Source organism: Serratia sp. 2880STDY5682894 (assembly GCF_001537385.1).
Lineage (GTDB): Bacteria > Pseudomonadota > Gammaproteobacteria > Enterobacterales > Enterobacteriaceae > Serratia > Serratia nevei.
On the sequence record NZ_FCJA01000002.1, the window covers coordinates 604,807 to 628,579 of the forward strand.

At 60.5% G+C, this 23,773-nt stretch carries 20 protein-coding genes and 3 pseudogenes; 12 read left to right on the top strand and 11 right to left on the bottom strand.

Features of this window, described 5'->3' with window-relative positions; genetic code table 11:
• Positions 1-95: 95 nt before the first annotated feature.
• Complete coding sequence (locus AWX27_RS07575; RefSeq protein ID WP_060420631.1) at positions 96-971, top strand: LysR substrate-binding domain-containing protein; 876 nt, start codon at positions 96-98, stop codon at positions 969-971.
• On the opposite strand, the gene AWX27_RS07580 is transcribed toward AWX27_RS07575, so the two are convergent.
• The gene (locus AWX27_RS07580; protein WP_060420634.1) at positions 968-2,353 is read right to left on the bottom strand and encodes a CoA transferase; all 1,386 of its coding nucleotides are present in this window, start codon (positions 2,351-2,353) and stop codon (positions 968-970) included. The two genes, AWX27_RS07575 and AWX27_RS07580, sit on opposite strands and share 4 nt — an antisense overlap.
• Before the next feature lie 61 nt (positions 2,354-2,414).
• The gene (locus tag AWX27_RS07585) at positions 2,415-4,598 is read right to left on the bottom strand and encodes a glycoside hydrolase (RefSeq protein WP_060420637.1); all 2,184 of its coding nucleotides are present in this window, start codon (positions 4,596-4,598) and stop codon (positions 2,415-2,417) included.
• Between the two features lie 501 nt (positions 4,599-5,099).
• Here AWX27_RS07585 and AWX27_RS07590 point away from each other — a divergent pair.
• Together AWX27_RS07590 and mgtA are read left to right on the top strand one after the other, a co-directional pair.
• On the top strand, positions 5,100-5,798 hold the full coding sequence (locus AWX27_RS07590) for an MgtC family protein (RefSeq protein WP_025303346.1): 699 nt from the start codon (positions 5,100-5,102) through the stop codon (positions 5,796-5,798).
• Between the two features lie 243 nt (positions 5,799-6,041).
• Positions 6,042-8,741 (top strand): magnesium-translocating P-type ATPase, encoded by a 2,700-nt coding sequence (gene mgtA, locus AWX27_RS07595; protein WP_060420640.1) that lies wholly within the window; start codon positions 6,042-6,044, stop codon positions 8,739-8,741.
• A 48-nt stretch (positions 8,742-8,789) separates the two neighbouring features.
• Here the strand turns inward: mgtA and AWX27_RS07600 are convergent, their stop codons facing one another.
• The 8 genes from AWX27_RS07600 to AWX27_RS07635 form a co-directional block, all read right to left on the bottom strand.
• Positions 8,790-9,563 carry a DUF3307 domain-containing protein gene (locus AWX27_RS07600; RefSeq protein ID WP_060420642.1) on the bottom strand — a complete coding sequence of 258 codons (774 nt, stop codon included), beginning with the start codon at positions 9,561-9,563 and terminating at the stop codon, positions 8,790-8,792.
• A 2-nt stretch (positions 9,564-9,565) separates the two neighbouring features.
• Complete coding sequence (locus AWX27_RS07605) at positions 9,566-10,162, bottom strand: hypothetical protein (RefSeq protein ID WP_060420645.1); 597 nt, start codon at positions 10,160-10,162, stop codon at positions 9,566-9,568.
• Positions 10,163-10,375: 213 nt separating this feature from the next.
• Entirely contained in the window at positions 10,376-10,555 is a 180-nt protein-coding gene (locus tag AWX27_RS07610; RefSeq protein WP_060420648.1) for a hypothetical protein, read from the bottom strand.
• A 95-nt stretch (positions 10,556-10,650) separates the two neighbouring features.
• The gene (locus AWX27_RS07615) at positions 10,651-11,760 is read right to left on the bottom strand and encodes a YbdK family carboxylate-amine ligase (protein ID WP_060420651.1); all 1,110 of its coding nucleotides are present in this window, start codon (positions 11,758-11,760) and stop codon (positions 10,651-10,653) included.
• Positions 11,761-11,832: 72 nt separating this feature from the next.
• On the bottom strand, positions 11,833-12,795 hold the full coding sequence (locus AWX27_RS07620; RefSeq protein ID WP_047730421.1) for a Dyp-type peroxidase: 963 nt from the start codon (positions 12,793-12,795) through the stop codon (positions 11,833-11,835).
• Between the two features lie 34 nt (positions 12,796-12,829).
• A complete protein-coding gene (locus AWX27_RS07625; protein WP_060420654.1) occupies positions 12,830-13,747 on the bottom strand; it encodes a bestrophin family protein in 918 nt (305 codons plus the stop codon).
• A gap of 57 nt (positions 13,748-13,804) precedes the next feature.
• Positions 13,805-14,647, bottom strand: coding sequence for a formate dehydrogenase accessory sulfurtransferase FdhD (gene fdhD / locus AWX27_RS07630; protein WP_060420657.1), 843 nt, complete (start codon positions 14,645-14,647; stop codon positions 13,805-13,807).
• Between the two features lie 122 nt (positions 14,648-14,769).
• Positions 14,770-15,402, bottom strand: a complete 633-nt coding sequence (locus tag AWX27_RS07635) for a TetR/AcrR family transcriptional regulator (protein WP_060420660.1) — start codon at positions 15,400-15,402, stop codon at positions 14,770-14,772.
• Between the two features lie 80 nt (positions 15,403-15,482).
• Here AWX27_RS07635 and AWX27_RS07640 point away from each other — a divergent pair, with 80 nt between their 5' ends.
• The 3 genes and pseudogenes from AWX27_RS07640 (at position 15,483) to AWX27_RS25015 (ending at position 17,434) form a co-directional block, all read left to right on the top strand.
• A complete protein-coding gene (locus AWX27_RS07640; protein ID WP_060420663.1) occupies positions 15,483-16,433 on the top strand; it encodes an alpha/beta hydrolase in 951 nt (316 codons plus the stop codon).
• 224 nt (positions 16,434-16,657) lie between these two features.
• Positions 16,658-16,849, top strand: a pseudogene (locus AWX27_RS25005) (DNA polymerase V); the annotation flags it as partial.
• Between the two features lie 213 nt (positions 16,850-17,062).
• Positions 17,063-17,434, top strand: a complete 372-nt coding sequence (locus tag AWX27_RS25015) for a hypothetical protein (RefSeq protein ID WP_139159326.1) — start codon at positions 17,063-17,065, stop codon at positions 17,432-17,434.
• A 58-nt stretch (positions 17,435-17,492) separates the two neighbouring features.
• Here the strand turns inward: AWX27_RS25015 and AWX27_RS25370 are convergent.
• Positions 17,493-17,699 (bottom strand): annotated as a pseudogene (locus tag AWX27_RS25370) (helix-turn-helix domain-containing protein); the annotation flags it as partial.
• Between the two features lie 37 nt (positions 17,700-17,736).
• Here AWX27_RS25370 and AWX27_RS25465 point away from each other — a divergent pair.
• From AWX27_RS25465 to AWX27_RS07670, 6 genes and pseudogenes are all read left to right on the top strand, one after another.
• A pseudogene (locus AWX27_RS25465) lies at positions 17,737-17,916 on the top strand (hypothetical protein); the annotation flags it as partial.
• A 188-nt stretch (positions 17,917-18,104) separates the two neighbouring features.
• Positions 18,105-18,539 carry a translesion error-prone DNA polymerase V autoproteolytic subunit gene (umuD, locus tag AWX27_RS07650; protein WP_060420666.1) on the top strand — a complete coding sequence of 145 codons (435 nt, stop codon included), beginning with the start codon at positions 18,105-18,107 and terminating at the stop codon, positions 18,537-18,539.
• 95 nt (positions 18,540-18,634) lie between these two features.
• A complete protein-coding gene (locus AWX27_RS07655) occupies positions 18,635-21,172 on the top strand; it encodes a TonB-dependent receptor (RefSeq protein ID WP_369819298.1) in 2,538 nt (845 codons plus the stop codon).
• Between the two features lie 167 nt (positions 21,173-21,339).
• Positions 21,340-21,852, top strand: coding sequence for a sigma-70 family RNA polymerase sigma factor (locus AWX27_RS07660; protein WP_025303329.1), 513 nt, complete (start codon positions 21,340-21,342; stop codon positions 21,850-21,852).
• Positions 21,853-21,869: 17 nt separating this feature from the next.
• Positions 21,870-22,787: a FecR domain-containing protein gene (locus tag AWX27_RS07665; protein WP_060420672.1), complete on the top strand. Its 918-nt coding sequence runs from the start codon at positions 21,870-21,872 to the stop codon at positions 22,785-22,787.
• Positions 22,788-23,057: 270 nt separating this feature from the next.
• Positions 23,058-23,768 (top strand): energy transducer TonB, encoded by a 711-nt coding sequence (locus AWX27_RS07670; protein WP_230200942.1) that lies wholly within the window; start codon positions 23,058-23,060, stop codon positions 23,766-23,768.
• Positions 23,769-23,773: the final 5 nt, after the last annotated feature.

Genomic DNA, 23,773 nt, shown 5'->3' on the forward strand with positions numbered 1-23,773 from the left:
CCGAAAGCATCAGGGATAGATGGTATAAACATAGAACAGTTGCCTGCGGGCCAAAATCGATGAAAAATAACCTTTTTGGATAATCCGGCTAACCAGTGATGAGTGAACGCCTTCCCCTGCACGTCTTGCCGACCTTCGTTATCGCCGCCAGGTTGGAGAATTTGCGCGCCACGGCGCAGCAGGTGCATTTAACGCATGGTGCGGTCAGCCAGCAAATCCAGCTGCTGGAGCAGGCGGTCGGCTATCCGCTGTTTGAACGGCGCGGGCGCGGTGTGCGTCTGAATGCGGCCGGGAAAGAGATGCTGGCGGCGGTAGAGCCGGCGCTGCAGGCGCTGCAGCAGGGCGTTGCCCGCGCCCGGCGCGCGGCGGCAAGCCAGACGCTGCGTATCAGCGTGCTGCCGTCTTTTGCCCATTACTGGCTGTTGCCGCGCCTGCCGGCCTTCCATGAAGCCTGCGCCGATATTGCGCTGGATATCGATGCGTCGCTGACATTGCAGGATCTGTCGCAGCGCGGATTCGATGCGGCGATCCGCATCGGTAACGGTCAGTGGGCGGGACTGCAGGCACAGCGCATCGCGTCGGGCGATGTGCTGCCGGTCGCCTCGCCGGACATGGCGCGGCAGTGGGGAACGGCATTCGAGAACGGCGGCGATGTTCCCTTGCTGGAGCACGACGTCAGCCCCTGGCGCGCCTGGTTCAATACGCAAGGGCGCTCGCTGTGCGGGCGCCAACAGGCGTTGTTTAACGATGCCGGATTGTTGATTCGCGCGGCCGAGCAGGGGTTCGGCATCGCGCTGGCGAAAAAGCTGCTGGTGCAGGATGCGATCGCCGCCGGGAGGCTGGTGGCGCTGGCCGCGCCCTGTCGCCTGAGCGAGGACGACGTTTATCTGGTGTGGCCGCAGACCGCCGGGTTGACGCCGGCGGTCTTGCGGTTGCTGCAGTGGCTGCAGCAACAGTTGGCGGCTATTTAACGGCGCAGCCAAGCCGGCTGCGAGGTGCCGAGCGCGGTCGCCGGCAGCGCCCATTGCAGCGCCGTGCCCTGCAGGCTTAACGGGGCGCGCAGACGTTGCGCGGCGCCCCAGTCGGTCAATTCCGTTTCCGGATTTTCGTCGGCGGGGCCGGCCGGCGCCAGGGCTTGTGGCCGATAATGCGCCGGATAGGGATGCGCCAGCAGCAGTTGCGCCGTGCGCGCCAGCGACAGCCTTGCGTGGTAGCCGGTGCCGCGGTTCAGGCGCTGCGCCATACCGGTTAGCACCGCCGCCGCCATCAAATAGCCGGTGGCGTGGTCCAGAGCCTGTACCGGCAGCGGCACCGGCAAACTGGCGCTGCGCCAAACCATGCCCGCTTCCGCCAACCCGCAGCTCATCTGCACCAGGCTGTCAAAACCGCGCCGGGTGCGCCACGGCCCGCTCCAGCCGTAGGCATTCAGACAGACGTCGATCAGGCCCGGCGCCAGCGCGCGTCTTTCCTCCGCGCCATAGCCCAACTTCTCCAGCGCCCCGGCACGGTAGCCATGTACGATCACGTCGGTGTTTCTCAACAGATGTTCAAACGTATGGCGATCGTGCGCATTGGTCAGGTTGAGGCGCGCGCTGCGCTTGCCCAACATCACCTCGTGCTCGACGCCGGGCTCATCCCAACCGTAAGGATCGATGCGCAGCACGTCGGCACCCAAACCGGCGAGAAAACGGGTGGCGATCGGCCCGGCGAGAATGCGTGTCAGATCCAGCACCCGTACGCCGTGCAGCGGCCGGGCTATGGGCAGCGCCCAACCCGGCGGCGGCGCTTCCGGCTGCAGCGAGGTGTGAATCAAGGGTTCGAGCGCCACGCTCTTGCCCTGAATATGTTGCCGCCACGCGGCCGCCGAGCGCATTTGGGCCGCACAGCCGCCGGCTTCGATCACTGCCTGCTCCAGCTCGCTCTTTTTCCAGCTCAGCACGCGCGCCGCCAGCGTGCCTTTGTCCGATGCCGGGCCCAGCACCTGTTCCACCGCCCGCCGATGGTGCGGCGCATTGGTATGCAGGCGTATCCAGCCGTCTGCCGTCTCGTAGTCGCCGGCCAGGGCGTCCCAGGCCGCAGGCAGTGTCCAACCCAGCGGACGCAGCGTCCAGCCGAACCAGAGCGAGGCCAGGCGTTGATCGATCCAGACCTGCGGCGCTTCGGTTGCCTCGCGGCGAAGCAAGTCGGCGCAGGCCAAACCGGCGGCGCTCCAGGCGGCGGTAGCCAATTCGGTGACGGGAAAAGCCGAAGGCAATGCGCCGGTACCGCTTATGGTTAACCGGTCGCAGGGCGCGGGGCGCTGCCCGAGGCTTTGCCAAATCTCGTCGAGCAGAGTGTGGATCAGAGGCGTCATCGGCCACTCCTTGCGGGTCGTCGGAAACATAGCCTAGCGTAGACCACCGCCGGCGACCTTGCTAAGGCGCAACGTCGAACGTACGGCCGTCGGCCAGCTTGGCGCGCAGGCTGTGGGCCGCTACGCCGGCGAACGGCTGCGCGCTGAAGTTGGCGGTCAGCGTCGACCCGTCGCTAAACGTCGTCTGTTGCACCCAGCCGTCCCGATCGAGCCAGCGGAAGTCGGTCAGCGCTTTGTCCCACAGGGCCTGATGCAGCGGCCGGAAGGCGGCGTCGGCGCGTTTGATCGCCGGCAGGCGGGCCGCCAGGGTGGCGCGGCTCAGATGGAACATCGGCGCAGTGTTGTACAGCTGGCTGAGCAGACTGCGGGTGGTCTGAACGTCGCTGAACTTCAGATTGTCGTAATTCCAGTGGTGGCTGCTGACGATCGCATCGTGGAAAACGGCCTGGTACAGCGGCAGGCGGTAACGCGGATCGAATTCGACGGTGCGGTAGGGCTGTTTCACCTTGGCGGGGCGGAAGAAAAACGCCGGTTGGGCGTTGGGCCACCAGGCGCCGAGATAATAGGGCGAGGATTTATCCTGATTCATCTGTTTATCGCCCCAGCCGAATCCCCAGGTTTCCATGCCGTGGGCGAACATCAGGCTGCGGGCGGTCACCGCATTGCCGTCCTCCGAGCCGAGCGGCAGCTTAAGGGTGGCGCTGAACCAGGCCAGCCTGGCGTTGCGCGCTTCGGCCATTTGCGCCGCGCCGGTCGGGTGGTCGGGCTGATAGTCGTCGGAGACCATGCCGGTGCCGTCCACGTCGAGAAACAGGCTGTTCAACCCGGCCAGTTGCACCAACTCGCGCATGCGCTGTTGAGAATAGGGCAGGACGCAGCCCGGATTGAGGTAGTAACCCTGTTTGCCGAAGCCGGGTTTCTTGCTGCCGTCGGCGCGCACGATGGCGCAGGTTTCCCGCAGCGCCGTCGGCAGTTGCGCGGTGAGCCAGCTGTCGTTCACGCCGCGTGGAATGGCGGTATCGTAGGAGTCGTAGCTGGCGATCAGATAGCCGGCCGCTTTGGCGGCGGTTACCGCCTGCGGGTGCAGGAAGGCGGCGGTCCAGTTATCGGTGCCCAACCACAGGCGCGGCAAACCGGCCTGGCGCAGCGCATCGATCACCGGTTTGGCCAGCCCTTGCCCCCAACGGTCCACCGGGGTTAACCAACGCCCCAGCTCTCGCTGTGCCCGCTCCCGCACCGCAGCTGCCTGGCGCTGCTGTGCCTGCAGAAAATCGGCGTCGTCCGGCGTGGCGCCCAGCGGAATTTGTGCCGTCAACGCCTGGTTGATGCCGTCGATCAGGGGCTGTTGCTGCCAGCCCTCCGGTGTTTTGCCCGCCAGCTGCAGCAGGAGCTTTCTGCTCTCGGTATCCATTTGTTGCCGCAGCCCGGCGGCGGCCGGAGAGGCAAGGTAGAGCAGCAACCCCGGCCAATCTTTGACGTCTTCCGCCGCCAGCAGTTTGTCGCCCCACAGGTAGACATGGGTGGCACCGATCAGCTTTTCGCCTTCGGGCGCCTGCTTTATCTTCTCGCGCAGGCTGCTGAACTGGCCGCTTTGTTGCAAATAGTCGCGGTAGCGGCGGGCGCCGGACAGCGGGGTGTCGCCGACGTGCAGCAGCACCTCGAATGCCTGCTGTTGGTTGAAGCGGTTGAACTGATGCCCGGCGCGCATCTCCAGCTTTTCCTGCGCGGCGACGAAAGTGACCCGGTTGCTGAACGGCGTCAACATCAGCCAGCTGTAGACCTTGCCCTGGTATTGCTGGCTCCACAGCGGCAGCTTCAGATCCCAGTTGGTATCCAGCGGCGTCATTTCCGCCGTCAGGTAATGGCGCCAGACCGCGTCGTCGAGCGGAATGCGGCTGCCTTCGCCGATCGGCAGCAACAGCGTTTCCGCCTGCGGCGGCAGGCGATACCAGTTCAGAAGCTGTGGCCGGTCGCTGCTGAAGCTCAGGCGCAGATCGCCGTCCTCCAGCCTGGCGCTAACCTTGACCGCGCTCTGTGGCCAGCGCCAGCTGGCGCGTTGTGGCGACGCAGTGAGATCCGCCACCGGTTGCGCGGGCTGCGCCAGATTGACCGGCACAGCGCCGGCGGCAATGCGCAGCGTGGCGGGATCGAGTTCAAACTGCGCGTCGCCTTGCTGCAGCAGCAGGGCATCTGCGGGAAAGCTGACGAGCAGCGCGAGCGCGAGCGGGGAAAGCCGGTGTTTCATCGGGGGCGTCCTTGAAAGATGAAGGAGAGCAGTTTACCGATAAGCGCACTGGCGCCCAACGTTGTCGCTGCCTAATTGTGACATCGAAATATGATCGCGGTATTCCAGTTTATTTTTCGTTTAATAAATTAGCCTTTACTTCATTACCTGACGTCACTATACTCAGCCAAAATTTCGGTGGAGAAACCCAATTGGACAGTTGTAGTTGTAATAAAACAAATAAGGCAAGCTGACCAATTCTCTTCTGATTTGTTGCTTGCCGTTATCGGCGGGCAGCACCCCTCTCCAGTTATTCCTGAGCTGTGCATACCCGAATAAAAAACGTGTCCTGAGGCCTGACGGTTTCAGGTGAATTGAGTTGGACGTTATTATGGTATTCTGCAGCCACAGCCTTTTCCCTCCAGGCACAGCACGCTGATTCGCTGATTTATTTTCGGCGCGACTTTGCGTGTGCTAAAGAGCACATGATTTTATCTCCTGCGGTTAATTAAGGGGACAGTCATGGCTATGACTCCTTTCGTTTTAAATTTATTGCTGGCAATGTGCCTGGGCGCGGTGATTGGCGCCGAGCGCCAGTGGCGCCAACGTATGGCCGGCCTGCGCACCAATGCGCTGGTAGCGACCGGCGCGGCGGTCTTTATTCTCAGCTCCATGTCCACCGATCCGGCCAGCGCCGGCCGCGTGGCCGCGCAGATTGTCTCGGGTATCGGCTTCCTCGGCGCCGGCGTTATCATGCGGGAAGGGCTGAACATTCGCGGCCTCAACACCGCCGCCACGCTGTGGTGTTCGGCGGGGATCGGCGTCCTGTGCGGCCTGGGCCAGCATTGGGATGCGGTGGTCGCCACGCTGGTGATCCTGTGCGCCAATATCCTGCTGCGCGAAGCCGCGCAGCGCATCAACCTGCAGCCGCACCAGCAGGCGACCGATCTGGAACTGTGCTATCGCATTCAGGTGACCTGCGGCGAACAGGATGAAATTCTGGTGCGCACCCTGATTCTGCAGGCGCTGAACGGCGTCGCCTTGCGGCTGCAGTCCTTGCGCAGCGCCGATATTTCCAGCCCGGGTCAATTGGAAGTGTGCGCGGAAATTACCGCTACGCCGGCTGCGCAAAAAGAAATTGAGGGTATTGTCTGCCGCGTCAGCCTGGAAAAAAGCGTGAGTGCCGTTCGCTGGCGCGTCGCGTCTGAATTACCGGTCTGATTAATTATATAAATATTTACTAACTTGATTATATGTTCAGGTTTATTCAGGCGCGCCTGAATAACGCGGAGCATTAAGGAGGCGTTATGGACGATGACCCCGGAAGGGAAATGATTTCTGCGTGGCTGACAGGGTAATCACGCTATTCAGTCACGCTAATTAAAAAATTCCACTCTGCGCAGAGTCACCTGTTTATCGGGCGGGATATCCCTGTGCGCAGAACGAAAATAAGAGAATAGCGTTATGACTCAGATTAATGAAAGAACGCGTCGCCGTGATAAAGACGCGGTGACCTACGCCATTGCGCAAGAGGCGACCAACAGCATCGCCCAAACGCTGGCGAACCTTAAGTGCAACCGCAACGGCTTGACCCAGGACGATGCCGATGAGCGGTTGGAGCAGTTCGGCGCCAACCAGGTCGCCCACGACAAGGCGCCGCATGCTTTGATTCAGCTGATCAAGGCCTTTAACAACCCGTTTATCTTCGTGCTGATGGTGCTGGCTGCGATCAGTTTCTTTACCGATTATTGGCTGCCGCGCCAGAGCGGTGAAGAAACTGAACTCACCGGCGTTATTATCATTCTGACCATGGTCACGTTGAGCGGGCTGCTGCGTTTTTGGCAGGAATACCGCACCAACAAAGCGGCGGAAGCGTTGAAGTCGATGGTGCGCACCACCGCCACGGTGCTGCGCCGCAGCAGCTACAGCGCGCATCCGCTGACGCTGGAAGTGCCGATCCGCGAACTGGTGCCGGGGGATATCATTCAGCTCTCCGCCGGTGACATGGTGCCGGCCGACGTGCGTCTTATCGCCTCGCGCGATCTGTTCATCAGCCAGGCGATTTTGACCGGCGAAGCGATCCCCATCGAGAAATACGATGCGATGGGCAACGTGGCGCAGAAGTCGAGCGACGGGGAGGTATCCAGCGAGAACGCGCTGCTTGAGCTCTCCAACATCTGCCTGATGGGCACCAACGTCGCCAGCGGCACCGCCACGGCGGTGGTGGTGGCGACCAGCGGGCGCACCTACTTCGGCTCGCTGGCCAAGTCGATCGTCGGTTCGCGGGCGCAAACCGCGTTCGATCGCGGGGTGAACAGCGTCAGCTGGTTGCTGATTCGCTTCATGCTGGTGATGGTGCCGGTGGTGTTGCTGATCAACGGCTTCACCAAAGGCGACTGGAGCGAGGCGGCGCTGTTCGCATTGGCGGTGGCGGTCGGCCTGACGCCGGAAATGCTGCCGATGATCGTCAGCTCCAACCTGGCGAAAGGGGCGATCGCCATGTCGCGCCGCAAGGTGGTGGTGAAGCGCCTGAACGCCATTCAGAACTTCGGCGCCATGGACGTGCTCTGCACCGACAAGACCGGCACCCTGACCCAGGATCGCATCATTCTCGAGCACCACATCGACGTCACGGGCGCCAGGGATAACGAGGTGCTGCACCTGGCCTGGCTGAACAGCTTCCATCAGAGCGGCATGAAGAACCTGATGGACCAGGCGGTGATCCGCTTCGGGCGCGGCAAACCGGGGATCGAAGCCCTGGGCCGTTTCAGCAAAGTGGATGAGCTGCCGTTCGACTTCGTGCGCCGCCGGCTGTCGATCGTGGTGGCGGATGAGAATGGCAAGCAGCAGCTGATCTGTAAGGGCGCGGTAGAGGAGATGCTGGAGATCGCCACTCACGTGCGTGAAGGCGACAAGACGCTGGAACTGGACGACGCGCGCCGTGCGGCGCTGCAGGCGCTGGCCCGCGAGTATAACGAAGACGGCTTCCGCGTGCTGGTGCTGGCGACGCGCGAGCTGGACGCGCAACGCCCGGCCGACCCGCTGAGCGTGGCCGACGAGCGCGACATGGTGGTGCAAGGGCTGCTGACTTTCCTCGATCCGCCGAAGGAGAGCGCGCAGCAGGCGATCGCCGCGCTGCAGGAAAACGGCGTGACGGTGAAGGTGCTGACCGGCGACAACCCGGTGATCACCTGCAAGATTTGTCGCGACGTTGGGCTGGAGCCGGGTGAACCGCTCTCCGGGCTGCGAATTGAGCAGATGGATGACGAAGAGCTGGCGCGCGAAGTGGAGCAGCGCACGGTCTTCACCAAGCTGACGCCGCTGCAAAAATCGCGGGTGCTGAAAATGCTGCAGGCCAACGGCCATACCGTCGGCTTCCTCGGCGACGGCATCAACGATGCGCCGGCGCTGCGCGACGCCGACGTCGGCATTTCGGTCGACACTGGCACCGATATCGCCAAGGAATCGGCGGACATCATCCTGTTGGAAAAGAACCTGATGGTGCTGGAAGAGGGGGTGATCAAAGGGCGCGAGACCTTCGGCAATATCATCAAGTATCTGAACATGACCGCCAGCTCCAACTTCGGCAACGTGTTCTCGGTGCTGGTGGCCAGCGCCTTCATCCCGTTCCTGCCGATGCTGGCGATCCACCTGTTGATTCAAAACCTGATGTACGATATTTCCCAGCTGTCGCTGCCGTGGGACAAGATGGATAAAGAGTTCCTGCGCAAGCCGCGCAAGTGGGACTCCAAAAACATCGGGCGCTTTATGCTGTGGATTGGGCCGACCTCGTCAATCTTCGATATCACGACGTATGCGCTGATGTGGTACGTGTTCGCCGCCAACAGCGTGGAACACCAGGCGCTGTTCCAGTCCGGCTGGTTCATTGAGGGGCTGCTGTCGCAAACGCTGGTGGTGCATATGCTGCGCACCCAGAAGATCCCGTTCATTCAGAGCACCGCGGCGCTGCCGGTGTTGCTGACCACCGGGTTGGTGATGGCGCTCGGCATCTACATTCCATTCTCGCCGCTCGGCGCCCTGGTTGGCCTGCAGCCGCTGCCGTGGGAATACTTCCCGTGGTTGGCCGCTACGCTGGTCAGCTACTGCGTGGTCGCGCAGTTGATGAAGCGTTTCTATATCCGCCGCTTCGGCGAGTGGCTCTAAGCCGCCTCGGCGTTCACTTCGGGGGCGAAATTCTTCGCCCCCGCACCCCTACAGCAGTTTGTTGACCAGCAGGCCGAGCATGATGGTCAGCGTGAAGGAAAACAGCGTGCCGAGCAGCACATACTCGGTGCGCATCTTATCGTCGCTCTGGCGCAGATCGCCGAAACGAAAGATGGATTTGGCCGCCAGCAAAAAGCCGATCGCCGGGATTTGCCCCAGTAGCACAAAGGTCAGGATCAGCGTTCTCTCCAGATAGCCAATCTGTTTGCCCGCGCGCAGCAGCGAGTCGTTGTCGGCCTTGGCCGAAGGCGGCATTTGCGGCGTCCAGCGCGCCAGCAGCTGCCCGATCAGCAGGCTCATCGGCAGATAAATCAGACTGTAGGCCACCAGAACCAGGCCGGTTTGCCAACGCCCAAGTTGCCGCCCCAGCGCGGCGAGCAGTTCACCGGCGTTCGGCGTCAGCCCCAGCCACAGCAAGGCGATCACCGCCAGGTGCAATCCCTGATCGAGCAGGAAACTGCGGGCCGGGCTCAGGCGGCTCATCGCGGTGACTTTCAGCAGATCGATCAGGTAGTGGCTGACGGCGATGACCAGCAGGCTGGCCAGCACCTGAAATGAGGAAAGCCCGCCGTGCAGCAGGCCGAAACCGGCCACCACCCAGGCGGCCAGCACCCCGTGCAGCAACGCGTGCAACACCAGAAAACGTGAACGTGCGCGATGTTGGATTTTATCTTCCACCCAACTCAGCGGCTGCAGCGGAAAATCCGCCAGCAGATGGACGAGCAACAGCCAGGCCAGCAAGGGCGCATAGGTCAGATCCATAGTCAGACGATCCTGTTAATGGCGTGAATAAACCGCATGATTTCCTCGTAGGCCGCGCGTTTTAGCGCGGCGGAGACCGTGGAGGCGGCTTTCTGCAGCTGCTCCGCCACGGCGGCGCCGCTGTCGGCGAACATTCTCGCCTGAACGATGCGCGCTTCGGCCTGTGACAGGCGGCCAATCACATGATCTAACATCGGCAGCAGATCGCTGACAATGGCGTTTGTCCGATCGTTGTCGGTTTTCAGAGCCAGCCGGCAATTTTTTGCCATGGCGTCCAGCGCGCTGCCGGAGTTGATAAAGGCGCTGCCGTAACCGGCGGCGTCGGGCCGTTGGCTGCCCAGCCCGATGGCGATGCGCGCATCCCAGTGCGCGGCACCCATCGCCCGCAGCGCGAGGCGAATGTACACCGCCAGCAGCAGCCCGTCCTCCGGGGCGGCCTGCGCCTGAAAGGCATCGCCGCGAAAGATTTCCACCTGATGCAGCCGCCCGTCGCGCCGTAGCCGATCGAGCAGGCTATGCAGCCCATTGAGGTAGTTGACGGTGTCTGACCGGCGAGAATCGACCAGATCGCCGCTGATAACGCTGATTGGCGTCGGCATGGCGTGTTCCGTTGTTTGCAGAGGGATGACTATAAATTCGCACCTGGATACGAATATGTCAATAATTCGCCTGTGTATGCGAATTTATCAGGTTTTCGCCTGTGAAGACGAAACGAGGCAGAGTGGGGAGTGGGGGATGAACGGCCGGGAATGCGCGGGCCTGTCAGGCTCGCCACCGGCGGCGTAGGGGGAAAGTGGCCGGCGACCGGCCGTTCAGAAGCTTTTAACCAGCACCTCACGCGGCATTTCGCTGCCGTGTTTCAGCAGATGCTCAAACGAACGTTCGCTGTTTTTCAGCTGCTGCAAAAACTCTTGCGGCGACAGATCGTGTTTTTTGCCGCTCATGTAAGCCAGCGCCAGTTCTTTTGCCTGATAGCGGGAGAAGTTGTACATGGTGTCCTCGATACGGTGAATGTCAGTGCCCACGATTGTAGCGAAAGAGCACATAATGAACAGTGGCTTTAGCGTATGGAATCGATAGCTGAAACTTAACTTGCCGGCTGCAACAGCTCGTCGCACAGGCGCTTGATCACCTGAGCCTGCGGCAGGCCGTTGTGCAACATCTGACGGATATGCTCCGAATCGCTGATGCCCTGGCGGACATGGCGCTCGACCGCCTGCAGCATGGCCCGATCCTCCTGTCGCTCGGCGCAACCGCTCAGCGCTTCGAGCGTGTGCAGGATGTGGGCGGTCAGGCTGCTGCGGCGCAGCGTCGCGGGATCGACGTATTCGGCGGCGAAACCGCTGCGATAGGCGTTGATCTTGTTGTAATGGGTGAAGGCATCGTATTCCGGCGCGATCGGCGTCCGGCGCCGCAACAGAAAATCAGCCAGCAGACGGCAGTAACCGACCAGCAGCACGGCGTGCGCGAGGCGCAGCGGCGTATCGCAGATGCGGATCTCCACCGTACCCAGCTCCGGCTTTGGCCGCGCATCCCAGTAAATATCCTTGACGCTTTCAATCACGCCGGCGGCGTTCAGCCGTTCGTAGTAGGCGTTGAATTCGCGCCAGCTGTAGATGTGTTCCAGGCATCCGTAGTTGGGGAAGGAATTCTGGGCGCTGAAACGGGAGCTGGCAAAGTGCGTGTCGACGCCCTGATACAGCGGCGACGAAGCGCTGAGCGCGATCAGCTGCGGAAAATAGGGCGTCAGCGCATGGCACAGGTACATTGCCTCGTCCCCGTCGTTGACGCCGAGGTGAATGTGTTGGCCGAACACGCAGGCCAGCTTGGAGAGATAGCCAAAGCGGCTGGCCAACTGCCTGTAGCGCGCGCTGTCGCTGATGACCTGTTTGCGCCAGTCGTTGCTGAGATGGCGGCCGCCGCCGCAGACGTCGCAGCCCAGGCGCTGTGCGCTGCGCCGGACGGTATCCGTCAGGGTGCGCAGCTCGGCGTGCAGCTCATCGAGATCGCGATGCACCGAACTGTTCAGCTCCACCATCGATTTGGTGAGCTCATGTTTGACGCGCCGGCGATCGCCGACCGCGCTGACTACCCGATCGGCCCGATCGGTGAGATCGTAGCGCTCGTCATCGACCAGCTGCAGCTCTATTTCGGTGCCGATGGAGAGCCTTTCCGAACGTTTGAATGTGAGCGGCATGGTGCCTCCCCCCAATACGCAACGTTCATTCAGTATAAGTCGCGGGGGGAGGCTTTGCCGCAGAAGGAGGGCTTAATGCAGTTCGGCGCCGCTGCGGTCGGCCAGCGCTTCCAGCAGCGGAGCGGAAGGCACGAAGAACAGGGTGCCGGTCACCGCGTGGCTAAAATCGAGCAGCCGATCGTAGTTGCCGGCCGGGCGGCCGATAAACATGTTTTCCAGCATCTGCTCGATCGGCTGCGGGGAGCGCGCATAGCCGATAAAGTAGGTGCCGAATTCGCGCAGGCCGGGGCGGCCGAACGGCATGTTGTCGCGCAGAATTTTCACCTCGTTGCCTTGCTCGTCGGTGATGGTGGTCAGCGAACTGTGCGATGACGACGGTTTGACCGCTTCATCCAGCTCGATGTTGGACTGCTTATGGCGGCCGATGATCTTCTCCTGCGTTTCCACGCTGAGCGAGTTCCAGCCCTGCATATCATGCAGGTATTTTTGCACCAGCACATAGCTGCCGCCGCTGAACGCCGCGTCTTCGTCGCCGATCACCGTGTAGTCGAAGGCTTCGTGCCCCTCCGGGTTCTCCGTACCGTCGACGAAGCCGATCATGGCGCGCTGATCGAAGTAACGGAAGCCGTGCACCTCTTCAATGACCGTCACGGCGTCGCCGAGCTTGCCGACCAGCTGCGAGGCCAGTTCGAAACACAGATCCATTTCATCGGCGCGGATATGCAGCAGGATATCGCCGGGCGTGGCGACGGCGACGCGTTCCCCGCTGCCGATCGGGCTGAACGGATGCAGCTGGCGAGGGCGCGGCGCGCCAAACAGCGTATCCCAGGCTTCGGAGCCGAAGCCGCAGACGCAGGTGAGGTTGCCCGCCGGCGCGCGTTTGCCGACCGAGCGCACCACGGCGGCGATGTCGCCGCACCAGGCGCGCACCGCCGCCAGATGGGCGGGAACGGGCGACAGGGTGGCGACGATGAAGATGGCATGGCGCGTCACCGGCGTGAATACGGCTTGCGGCGGGTGGTTATTTGCATTCATTGCATTCGGCTCCAGTGTGTTCGGGTGAAATAGGTCAAATCAAATTAAAGTGCTCGTCGGGTTTCATCGGCGGCGGCAGCGGGCTTTGGTCGTTCATTTCCAGCAGGTTACGCTCGATGGTGTTGCAGATGGCGTTTAACGGCAGATGGTTGGCCGATACGCCGAACGGATCCTCCAGCTCTTCGGCCAGTGAGTCCCAGGATAAGAAGGTATAGGAAATGAACACCGAAACAAACGGTGTCATGTAATGCAGGTCGGTCACCAGGGCAAAAGGCAACAGGCTGCAGAACAGGTAAACGGTGCGCTGCAGGATCAGGGTATAGGCGAACGGCACCGGCGTGCTGGCGAGCCGTTCGCAGCCGCCGAGGGCATGGGACAGTTCGCTCAGCTTGTTGTCGAGCAGCTCGAAGGTGATGTCGCTCAGCAGCCCCTGGCGGCGCAGCTTGCCGATCTCCTGGCCCAGCATCAGCAGGATGCGGTTGGTCGGCATCGGGCTGGCGATCACTTCCGCCAGCTCTTTGCTGGTGAGGTTGTGGTACAGATCGGCGGTCGGATCGGTGGCGCGCAGCTGATGCTTCAGGCTCCAGCTGAAGGCGATCAGCAGCTTGGCGACCTTCTGATGCACCGCCGGTTCGTCCGGCAGCAGGCTTTTGATCTGGCGCAGCAGGGATCGCTCGGTAATCAGCAGCGAGCCCCACAGGTTGCGCGCTTCGACAAAGCGGCTGTAGCCGGCGTTATTGCGAAAGCCGAGAAAAATGGCGATGGCGATACCCAGCAGGCTGAACGGCGCGATGGTTAAATGTACGCCGAGCTGCTCGTACCATTGATAGCTGATCACCGCCACTATCGACATCAGTACGTTCAGCGACAGACGAAAGGTGATCTTTGACAGCACGGAACCGTGCCAGGCGAACAGGCGAATAAACCAGTTCTGGTTCGGGCGAATGATCATGACGTGGGGCTTCCTGGTGTTCTGCTATTGAGAATAGTCGATTCTTGTCCGGCGGCGTTAGGCCGCCGGCGTCGATTGCCAGAGCCGCTGCGGATGCGTATAGACGGTAGCGCGCCCCGGCTTGCTGAAGCCCACCAGCGTCAGGTTGCTGCGCTCGGCCACCTCGACCGCCAGGCGGGTGGCGGCGGAAACGGCGAACAGGATCTCGACGCCGCACATGGCGGATTTTTGCACCATTTCATAGCTGGCGCGGCTCGACACCAGCGCCGCCCCCTGTAGCCACGCCTGTTGGCTGCGGTAGCCCAGCAGTTTGTCGAGCGCCACGTGGCGGCCGACGTCTTCACACCCGCCGCTGAGTGCGCCGTCCGGCTGGATCCAGGCCGCCGCGTGGGTGCAGCCGGTCAGTTTCCCCACCGTTTGCACCTCCTGCAGCTGCGCCAACGCCCGGTCGAGCAGGGCCAAATCGAAGCGTTGCGTGAAGGGCAGCGGCGCGATGGGTTGGGCGACCTCCTGCAGCTGCTCCACCCCGCAGACACCGCAGCCGGTGCGGCCGGCCAGGCTGCGGCGCTTCTCTTTCAGCTGCATAAAGCGGCGGCTCGAGAGTTCCACATGCACTTCAATGCCGTTGCAGGCCGGCTGTTGGCGAATGTCGTAGATATCGTCGGGGGAGGCAATGATGCCTTCGGACAGCGAAAAACCGATGGCGAAGGCCGCCAGATCTTTCGGCGTCGCCATCATCACCACGTGGGAAATGCCGTTGTACACCAGGGCGACCGGCACTTCTTCCGCCAGCCAATCCTGTTGCGCCTGAGCCAGATCGTTGCGCTGCCAGACCGCGTGGCGCGACAGGCAGGCCGAATCGGCATCGCCGGGTTCGTCGAGAATCAAATGCTTGTTCATGATGGTTTCGCGGCGCCGGCGGATACTGCGCCGGCGTCAGAGTAGAGTCTGATGAGTGATACTGGATTTTATCATAGATGGCGCCCTTGAACAGGGCGAAACGGGGCACCTCTGCCATTGCTTTACGGCGCGGTGCGCCACTGGCCTAGATAGGCGATGACCGCCCGCGTCGCTTCGCGGCAAATGGCCGCAGAGACGGTGCCTTCCCGCGCGTAACCATATTTCATGCAGGCAAACGCCAATTCTATGGCGATCAGAACGACGTCGGGCTCCGACGGCAGCGTCTCGAGTTCGGGCAGGTCTCGCACTTTTGCCCGGAACATCTCGCCGATCGTCAGGTTTTTGGCGGCGTGAGCCTGGTTTTCGGGTTCGGCGAACGCACCGCGCAGCAGCAAGACGCTCGCCGCAGGATGGGCATTGTAGTAGCGGGCCGTGGCCAACACGGCGGCATCCACCCAATCCTGCAAGCTGCCGGCGGTCTCGAGCCCCGACGCGCGCAGCGCCTGCGTCAGTTGCTCCATATGGGTCTGAGCCAGATGCGAAAACAGCGCGTACTTGTCCGGGAAGAACGGGTAAATTGCGGCGCGCGGCACTTCGGCCGCTTCCGCCAGGGCGGGAATGGAGGTTTTTTCCGGCCCAAGGGTGGCGAGCATCTGTTCGGCGGCGCTCAGCACTTTGGCCATGCGCGCCGCTGCGCGTTCCTGAACTGGCACGCGCGCATTTTTTTTTACTTGCGGCATCGCTTTTTCCGACATAAGTTGTATTTTATTAATCCGACATTTGTTGGATTATACGGATTTTCATCCCGGCAACCAAGTATCACGAGAGGTTTCGTATGGGTAATTACGCCAATCAATCTCACTGGCAGGACATTCAGCGATTCCTGCCGGAAAGCTTCCGGCTGCAGCCGGGGGAAGAACCGACAGAGACGTGGTGGCCCTGGCGGCAGTATCGCATCCATCTCGATTGCTACCGTCGCCCCGAGGCGCCGGTGAAGGTGATCCTGTTTCATGGCGTCGGTACCAACGGCCGGCAGATGTCGACCATCCTGGGGGCGCCGCTGGCGCACCGGGGAATAGAGACGATCGCCGTAGACATGCCGGGATATGGCATGACGCAGACGGGCGGGCAACGGCGGCGCGTGCGCTACGACGACTGGGTGCAGATTGGCAGCGATCTGATCGACGCGGAACGGGCGAGGGATGCGCGCCCCATTGTGCTGTACGGCCTGAGCGCCGGTGGGATGGAGACCTATCATGTGGCAGCGCTGAACCGGCAGGTGAAAGGCATTGTCGGCATGACGTTTCTCGATCAGCGTGAACAACAGGTGCGCGACGAGACGGCGTTGAATCGAATGATGAGCCGCCTGGGCATTCCCCTGGCGCGGCTGGTGGCCGCTACGCCGCTGGCCGGGATGGCGATGCCGATGGCATTGGCGAGCAAGATGCATGCGCTGGTCAATGACAAGGCGGCGCTTAAGGCATGTCTGGCGGACGACACGTCGGCGGGGGCCTGGGTGACGATGCGCTTTTTAGCCTCGTACGCGGCGTACGCGCCTGCCATTGAGCCGGAAGATTTCGACGTTTGCCCGATCCTGCTGACGCAGCCAGCGCAGGATCGCTGGACGCCGTTGCACCTGAGCGAACTGTTCCTCCGCCGCGTTCGGCGGGTACCAGTGAGCACCGTGATGCTCGAGAACGCCGGGCATTATCCCCTCGAGCAACCGGGCCTCGATCAGATGGTTGAAGCGGTATACCGTTTTTGCATCGCCGCAGCGGCGCAGTAGGGCGATAGCGCATCCTCCGAAGGCGCCGCCGTGGCCCCGCCAGGTTATCCACAGTTTTGGTGGATAACGTGTGTGCAAGGGGCGGTGAAACGCTTAGCAGGCGTAAAAAAAAATCGCTCAGAAAATTATTATATTACGCGGGAAAGCGCGATCCGCAGGGGGATAGGGGGTTGCACGCGTTCGCATTTTGTTTACGCATTGCTGTATAAATATACAGTTTGGTTATGATTATGCTGAGCAATTCAAGGTTGTATGCTTTTTCACCAGGTGACCCCCTGACGTTACCGCTGTTTGCCGATCGCGTGGCCTGCGGCTTTCCTTCCCCGGCGCAGGACTATGTCGAGAGCAGGCTGGATATCGGCAAGCTGCTGGTGCGGCACCCCAACGCCACCTACTTCGTGCGCGCCAGCGGCGAGATGGAGCGTGCAGGATGGATCAGGCACTACCGACAGATTAAGAAACTGAGCATCCGAGAAACAGCAGACGCGACAGGCTACAGTACTTCCCAAGTTTGTCGCATTCAGGCCTTCTATAAAGAAGTTGAGACTGATTAAAAAGCAGCCTTAATGTACAATAATTTTCGATATCCAAACTGACCCCATGAACAATCAATGAGTTAGAGGTAAAAGATGATTTCATACAAAGAAACCATACCTGCTCTTGTCATATTCGCTTTATCTAATGCTGTGGCCTATGCGAATGATTTCGACAAATCAAACGAAGCGATGGCAATTTCAGCAATAGGTTTTTCTGGCTCAAATGCTCGTGTTGCACATGATGTTTGTGGGGCAACCAATGAGAAAATTGATAAATATAAAAAACAAATAAAAGACTCATTAACTAGAACATTAAAGTATGAACAGTCAGGATTCGATACGCATTGGGATAATGGTTGGAAAAATGCTGATTTTTTGGTTAAGTCATTAAGTAATGATGAAGCCTATAAAAAAGAATATTGCCGAGAGGTTTTAGATGGAATTAATAATCCTGAAATGAATTAAGGATTATTCCTTATTCGGGGTTCTACGCCGGAACTCCAGATTTTTCCGTCCGCTAAAATTATCCCCGGTTGAGCAGCTTTATACCGTCAGCTCGCAGTGGACCATCAGGGGAAATGTGGCGGTACAGCGTTTGTCGGGTTATCCCAAGCTCCTGGCATAACGTACTGACTTTCGTCTCTGGCTGTCCCATTGATGCCATTGCCAGTCGCAATTTTATTGGCGTCATTTTGTAAGGCCGTCCGCCGTTCCTCCCGTGAGGCAAGGCCTGCCGCTGTTCTTTGCGGCGCTGTACGCAGCAGAGACCGACGGCCGCGCGCGACTGGCTCGACACCCGCTTAGTCCCGCCCTCTGGTCAAATGCAGGCTGACGTGTACAGCCTGCAGGCAGAGGATTTCGTCTGGCAACCGGTATCGCCCGCCGTCGGCACCGTTCGCAATGACAATCCCTCACTCATCCTGCCCATCGATACGCCAACGGTCTGAGTGCCGCATTATCCACAGTTTTGGTGGGTATCATGTGTGTAAACACACGCGAAGAACGCCAAAAGCTGCAGGAAAAATCACTCAGAAAATTATTATATTACGCGGGAAAGCGCGATCCGCAGGGGGATTGGGGGTTGCACGCGTTCGGATTTTGTTTATGCTTTACTGTATAAATATACAGTTTGGTTATGATTATGCTGAGCAATTCAAGGTTGTATGCTTTTTCACCAGGTAACCCCCTCACGTTACCGCTGTTTGCCGATCGCGTGGCCTGCGGCTTTCCTTCCCCGGCGCAGGACTATGTCGAGAGCAGGCTGGATATCGGCAAGCTGCTGGTGCGGCACCCCAACGCCACCTACTTCGTGCGCGCCAGCGGCGAGTCGATGATCGACGGCAATATCCAGGATGGCGATCTGCTGATCGTCGACAGCGCCCTGACGCCGGAGCACGGCAATATCGTGATCGCCGCGGTGGACGGGGAATTCACCGTCAAAAAGCTGCAGCGCCACCCCGACGTGCGGCTGTTGCCGATGAATCCCGCCTACGCGCCGATCGTGTTCGACGATGAGGCGCAGCTGGAGATCTTCGGCGTGGTGACCTTTATCGTCTACGCGGCGCGGTGACTTCGGTCCTTTTTTTCATTTTTTTCTGCCCGATCTTTTCGTTGGCGTGACCTCTCTACTGAGTTTCCAGTTCAATACACTCAGGGGAATCCTTCATGGCCATAAAAAACAAGAACGGCGCAGGGCGTACGTTCACATCAGCCAAACGCATGACCGGGAAACGCGTCGCTATCGGGATAGGATGCGCACTATCGGGCATGCTCACCTCCGCGATGGCGGCGCCCGGTGCGTCGGCACCACCCTCGGCGGTCGAACAGCCCGCTATCCTTTCCTTCGCCATACCCGCCGGTGACCTGGCGCCCGCCTTGCAGACGGCGGCCGCTAAGGCCGGCGTGATAGTGATTTTCACGCCCGAACAGACGCGTGGAAAAAGCACCGCGGGTCTGCAGGGACATTACCGCCTCACCGACGCGTTCGATACGCTGTTGGCGGGCAGCGGATTGCGCGCTCAGCAAACCGCACAGGGATATCGGTTGGTCGACGCCGGGCCGGTTCAGCCGTTGACGATACCGGAACTGTCGGTGGTCGGCGGTTTGTCCGACAGCGTCGCCGCCGGCCGTTCGGTGCTGGATAAAGAAGACATCGAACGCGTGCAGGCAGACAATATCGCCAGTTTGCTTGATCGCTTGCCCGGCGTAGGGATGGCGGGATCGCCGCGCCCGGGCGGCCAAAGCCTGAATATCTGGGGCATGGGCGACATGGAAGATGTGAAGGTGGTGCTGGACGGGGCGCCGAAGGGATTTGAGAAATATCGGCAGGGTTCGGTATTCATCGAACCCGAACTGCTGAAAAAGGTTGAGGTCGATAAGGGGCCGCACAATCTGTTGAACGGCAATGGCGGCTTTGGCGGGACCATTACGCTGGAGACCAAAGATGCCGGGGATATGCTGCTGCCGGGCGAAGATTTTGGCGGCTTGCTGAAGTACAGCTACCACACCAACGATCGCCAGGGCATTTACAGCGGCGCGTTGTACGGCCGTACGCCGGAAGGATTTGCCGACGGTTTGATCTACATGAGCAAGCGTGACGGCGGCAACCTGAAGCGGCCGGACGGCACGCGCTTTGCCTATTCCGCCAACGATCAGGCTTCCTACCTGTTAAAAACCAATATTTATCTGAGCGAGGCGCAAACGCTGACGCTGTCGGCGATGCGCTCCGATTCCGATGGCTGGCAGCCTTTTGCCGCCAAGCGGGACGATATCGCCGCGCCCAGCCAGGCGGATATCGATAAATATGGCCGGGAAGAAGCGTGGCGCCGCATTCTGGTGTATCGCGACCAGACAGACACCAATTACTCGGTGAAATGGAATCTGGCGCCGGAAGCGCAGCCGTTGCTGAATCTGACGCTGTCTTACGCCTATTCGAAGACAGAGCAGCATGACAAGCGGCCGGATTCCGCTTCAAAGTTCAGCTATCTCGGTACGTTGGGCAATGAAAGCTGGGTGAACTATACCGATCGGCAGTTTGACGTCAGCAATGAAAGCCGTTTCGCCAGCGGGCCGCTGGAACACAAGCTGTTGCTCGGCGCGCGTTGGCATAAACATCAGCGGGATACCCTGATGTATTACCCCTCGCAGGTGAAAAACGCCAGTTACAACTACGGCTATTTCCAGCCGTATTACATGCCGGCGGGCGAACAGGAAACCCGCAGCGTTTATCTGCAGGATGCGGTCAGCTTCGGCAGCCTGACCGTGACGCCGGGCGTGCGTTACGATCACGTGACCAACACCGGGCAACCGAACCGAGCTCCGCGCTATAACGACAGCGATCCGCTCGTGGGCCATGATTACAGCAGCGTGACCTATACCGGCTGGTCGCCGCATTTGGGCGTGATGTGGAAAGCGACGTCGAATCTGTCCCTGTTTGCCGACGTCAGCCGCACCTGGCGCGCCCCGGTGATTGACGAACAGTATGAAGTGCAATACGCCGCTTCCAGCGTGCCCGGCACCAGCCGCAGTCTGCAGGTGGAACGCATGACGGGCGTTCGCCTCGGCGCGGTGCTGGACTTCAACGATGTGTTGATGGCGAGAGACAGCCTGCAGATCCGCACTACGCTGTTCCGCAATCGCGGCAAGGACGAGATTTTCTACCGTCGCGGCGTAGTGTGCGACGCCGCACGGCACGGTGGCCAATGTGGGCAACCGTTGTCGAACTATCGCAACTTGCCGGGCTATACCATTGAGGGCGTGGAGCTCGAATCGTTTTATGACAGCGAAAGCCTGTTCGGCAGCCTGTCGTTCTCCTCGATTCGCGGCAAACGCGACGCTTCACCACGCGATCCGTGGGGCAGCGAAACCTGGATTGCCGAAATTCCACCCGTTACGGCACACGCGATGCTGGGCATGAAAGTGCCGCAGTGGGACATGGCCTTCGGCTGGACCGGCGATTTTGTGCGTAAACAGGATCGTTCACCGGCCGACGGCGATCCGATGGCCGTTGTCTGGGCGCTGCCGAAAACCTCGGGTTATGCATTGCACGGCCTGTTCGCCTCGTGGCAGCCCAGCGGTTTGCAGGGCTTCGAAGCTCGCGTCGCGGTGGACAACCTGTTCAACCGCGATTATTACCCTTACCTGGGCGAATCGGTGTCCGGCGTAGGGCGCAACATCAAGTTTAGCGTTAGCCAACGTTTCTGAATATCCTGCTGACAGGGGCCATTTCGGCCCCTTTTCACGTTTTCTCTCCCGTATTTCCCTACTTTTTCGCCGTTTATAAATCATCAGCAATCGCTTGACACAGAAGTTACAATTTTAAAATAATAATAATTATCATTTTCAATCTCATTATCAATTGGTGTCACCGAATGGCAAGGAAAGAGGCCGCGGCAGCCAACGGGTTTGCTCAACAGCTTTACCTTGAGCACCACAGTTGGCTATGCCATTGGCTGAGACAGAAGGTCGGGTGCGCGCATCACGCCGAAGACCTGGCGCAGGATACGTTCATCAGTATTTTACTGAGCCCGCAGTTGCTTGCCATTCGGCAACCACGCCCCTTCCTGGCGACCGTGGCGCGCCGGCTGGTGGCGAATTATTACCGACGTAAAACAATCGAAGAGAGCTATCTGCAGGCCTTGAGCGAGCTGCCGGCGATCGAGGCACCCTCGCCGGAAGTCCGTCAACAAACCCTCGAAATGCTCGAACAGTTGGATCAGGCGTTGGACGGATTGCCGGCGCACGTCCGCGAGGCCTTCCTGTTGGCGCACCTGCAGGGCATGCGTTATTGCGACATCGCTGAACGTTTGCGGGTGTCGACCAGCTCGGTGAAACAATATCTGCAGCGCGCCAATTTGCACTGTTTCTTTGCATTGGCGGCGTAACGGCAAGTGCGGAGCCCATGATGGAATCGGATATCGATCGGCAGAGCGCGCGTGAGGCCGCCGCCTGGTTAACCCAGCTGATGTCGGAAGAGGCAAGCGACGCGGATAGGGAAAACTGGCGGCGTTGGTATCAGGCGAAACCGGAAAATGAACGCGCCTGGCGGCATATCGCCGCGTTTTCATCCCGTTTTTCTCTGCTTAACGGGGCGGCGGCGCAGCGTAGTCTGTCGCAGTTGCCAAACCCACAGCGCCGTCGGTTGCTGAGAAGCCTGGCGGCCATCGGCGTGGTGGGGACGGTTGGCATCGGTTCTGGCGCGCTGCCATGGCGCCCCTGGCTGGCGGATTACCGCACGGCGGTGGGGGAGCAGCAAACCGTCGCGTTGGCGGATGGTGCGCAGTTGATGCTGAACACGCAAACGGCGGTCAACGTCAGCCGTCAGCAGGCCGCATTGCTGGAAGGTGAAATGATGGTGAATCTGCCGCCGGAAAGCGGCGCGTTGACGGTGAGGCTGCCGCAGGGCGAGATCGTGGCGCAGGCTGCTCGCTTCAGCGTTCGCCTGCGGGAAACCTACAGTGATATCGCCGTTTATCTTGGCCGCGTCACGATCCTTTCGCCGGCGCATCGGAACGCGGTGCTCAACGCCGGTCAGGGCGGCAGATTAAGCCGGCAAGGCATTGGCGAGCCGTATCGCGTGACGCAAGAGCCCGGTTGGCGGCAAGGCATGCTGCTGGCCGACAACATGCGGCTGGACGACTTCCTGATGGAGCTGGGGCGTTATCGTCAGGGCGTTATCCGCTGCCGGCCGGAGGTCGCCGGCCTGCGGCTCTCCGGCGCGTTCCCGCTGGCTGACCCCGAGCGCGTCATTGCGGCTCTGCCCGGTGCGCTGCCGGTTAGGGTAAATATGCTGTCAAAATACTTCATCACCGTATCCTAAAGTTTTTTACTCTGCTATTTGTATTTTTCCTTCTTGATTGGCCTTTTTTTTCTCTTTCCCTGCCCGGTACCGCGTGCCTAAACGACTTTTCTGACATGCCCCGACCGTCGTGACCGTTGCGTACGTTGGTCGGTTTCACGCTTAACCTGAGTATCGTTTTCCATGTTGAATCACAACGTATTACCTGCCGATTTATCTTTACCGCCTACAGGCGGGCGATTGCGCTGGGCTACCGCCAATGTGTTGGCGTTGGGTCTGCATGGTGCGTTGTTGCTTGGCCTTGGTTATCACCTGGTGCCACCGTTGCTGCCCGCGGCGCAACCGATGGTGTTGATGATGGTTGCCGAGCAGGCGGAATCGACCCCCAACGCAGAGCCGATGCCAACCGGCGTGCGCCAGGTGCAGGCGGTGGCGCAACGGCAGGCCAATCGGGAACCGGAGGCGGCGATGCCTCCGCTGATTCATGCGCCGCGTGCGACGGAGCGGCAGAGCAAGGCTAAAGGACAACGGAACGACCCCATCAGACCGAAAACGGAACCGCCGCGCCCAAGGCAGGAGGAACAGGAAAAAATAGCGTCTGCAAGCTCAAGAGCATCAAGCACCAGCGCGCCGCCGTCTCTGGATGGAAAGCGTGTTGCCGCGCCGCAAACCAGCGTGGCGTCGCAGCTGAGTCAGGATGCCTCGGTCTGGAGCGGCCTACTGTTGGCGCATTTGAGCCGTTTCAAACGCTACCCGGCTCTGGCGGTACGCCAGCAGCGCCAGGGGGTTGTTCAGGTTGCCGTGACGTTGGATCGACAGGGGAACGTGCTGGGCGTGAAGCTATTGCGATCGAGTGGGGTTGCTTCGCTCGACCGGGAGGCGCTTCAGTTACCGCAGCGCGCTTCTCCACTGCCCGCACCCGGCAACGAGATCGCAGCGGGGCAGGCGGAATTCAGCGTGACCATTCCGATTCGTTTCGATCTGCGTGAAGTTCGCCATTAATGAAA

What these genes read in the sequence shown, in the direction of transcription:
- AWX27_RS07580 (WP_060420634.1), bottom strand. Translation starts at nt 2,353, where the DNA reads ATGACGCCTCTGATCCACACTCTGCTCGACGAGATTTGGCAAAGCCTC.
- AWX27_RS07585 (WP_060420637.1), bottom strand. Translation starts at nt 4,598, where the DNA reads ATGAAACACCGGCTTTCCCCGCTCGCGCTCGCGCTGCTCGTCAGCTTT.
- AWX27_RS07590 (WP_025303346.1), top strand. Translation starts at nt 5,100, where the DNA reads ATGGCTATGACTCCTTTCGTTTTAAATTTATTGCTGGCAATGTGCCTG.
- mgtA (WP_060420640.1), top strand. Translation starts at nt 6,042, where the DNA reads ATGACTCAGATTAATGAAAGAACGCGTCGCCGTGATAAAGACGCGGTG.
- AWX27_RS07600 (WP_060420642.1), bottom strand. Translation starts at nt 9,563, where the DNA reads ATGGATCTGACCTATGCGCCCTTGCTGGCCTGGCTGTTGCTCGTCCAT.
- AWX27_RS07605 (WP_060420645.1), bottom strand. Translation starts at nt 10,162, where the DNA reads ATGCCGACGCCAATCAGCGTTATCAGCGGCGATCTGGTCGATTCTCGC.
- AWX27_RS07610 (WP_060420648.1), bottom strand. Translation starts at nt 10,555, where the DNA reads ATGTACAACTTCTCCCGCTATCAGGCAAAAGAACTGGCGCTGGCTTAC.
- AWX27_RS07615 (WP_060420651.1), bottom strand. Translation starts at nt 11,760, where the DNA reads ATGCCGCTCACATTCAAACGTTCGGAAAGGCTCTCCATCGGCACCGAA.
- AWX27_RS07620 (WP_047730421.1), bottom strand. Translation starts at nt 12,795, where the DNA reads ATGAATGCAAATAACCACCCGCCGCAAGCCGTATTCACGCCGGTGACG.
- AWX27_RS07625 (WP_060420654.1), bottom strand. Translation starts at nt 13,747, where the DNA reads ATGATCATTCGCCCGAACCAGAACTGGTTTATTCGCCTGTTCGCCTGG.
- fdhD (WP_060420657.1), bottom strand. Translation starts at nt 14,647, where the DNA reads ATGAACAAGCATTTGATTCTCGACGAACCCGGCGATGCCGATTCGGCC.
- AWX27_RS07635 (WP_060420660.1), bottom strand. Translation starts at nt 15,402, where the DNA reads ATGTCGGAAAAAGCGATGCCGCAAGTAAAAAAAAATGCGCGCGTGCCA.
- AWX27_RS07640 (WP_060420663.1), top strand. Translation starts at nt 15,483, where the DNA reads ATGGGTAATTACGCCAATCAATCTCACTGGCAGGACATTCAGCGATTC.
- AWX27_RS25015 (WP_139159326.1), top strand. Translation starts at nt 17,063, where the DNA reads ATGATTTCATACAAAGAAACCATACCTGCTCTTGTCATATTCGCTTTA.
- umuD (WP_060420666.1), top strand. Translation starts at nt 18,105, where the DNA reads ATGATTATGCTGAGCAATTCAAGGTTGTATGCTTTTTCACCAGGTAAC.
- AWX27_RS07655 (WP_369819298.1), top strand. Translation starts at nt 18,635, where the DNA reads ATGGCCATAAAAAACAAGAACGGCGCAGGGCGTACGTTCACATCAGCC.
- AWX27_RS07660 (WP_025303329.1), top strand. Translation starts at nt 21,340, where the DNA reads ATGGCAAGGAAAGAGGCCGCGGCAGCCAACGGGTTTGCTCAACAGCTT.
- AWX27_RS07665 (WP_060420672.1), top strand. Translation starts at nt 21,870, where the DNA reads ATGATGGAATCGGATATCGATCGGCAGAGCGCGCGTGAGGCCGCCGCC.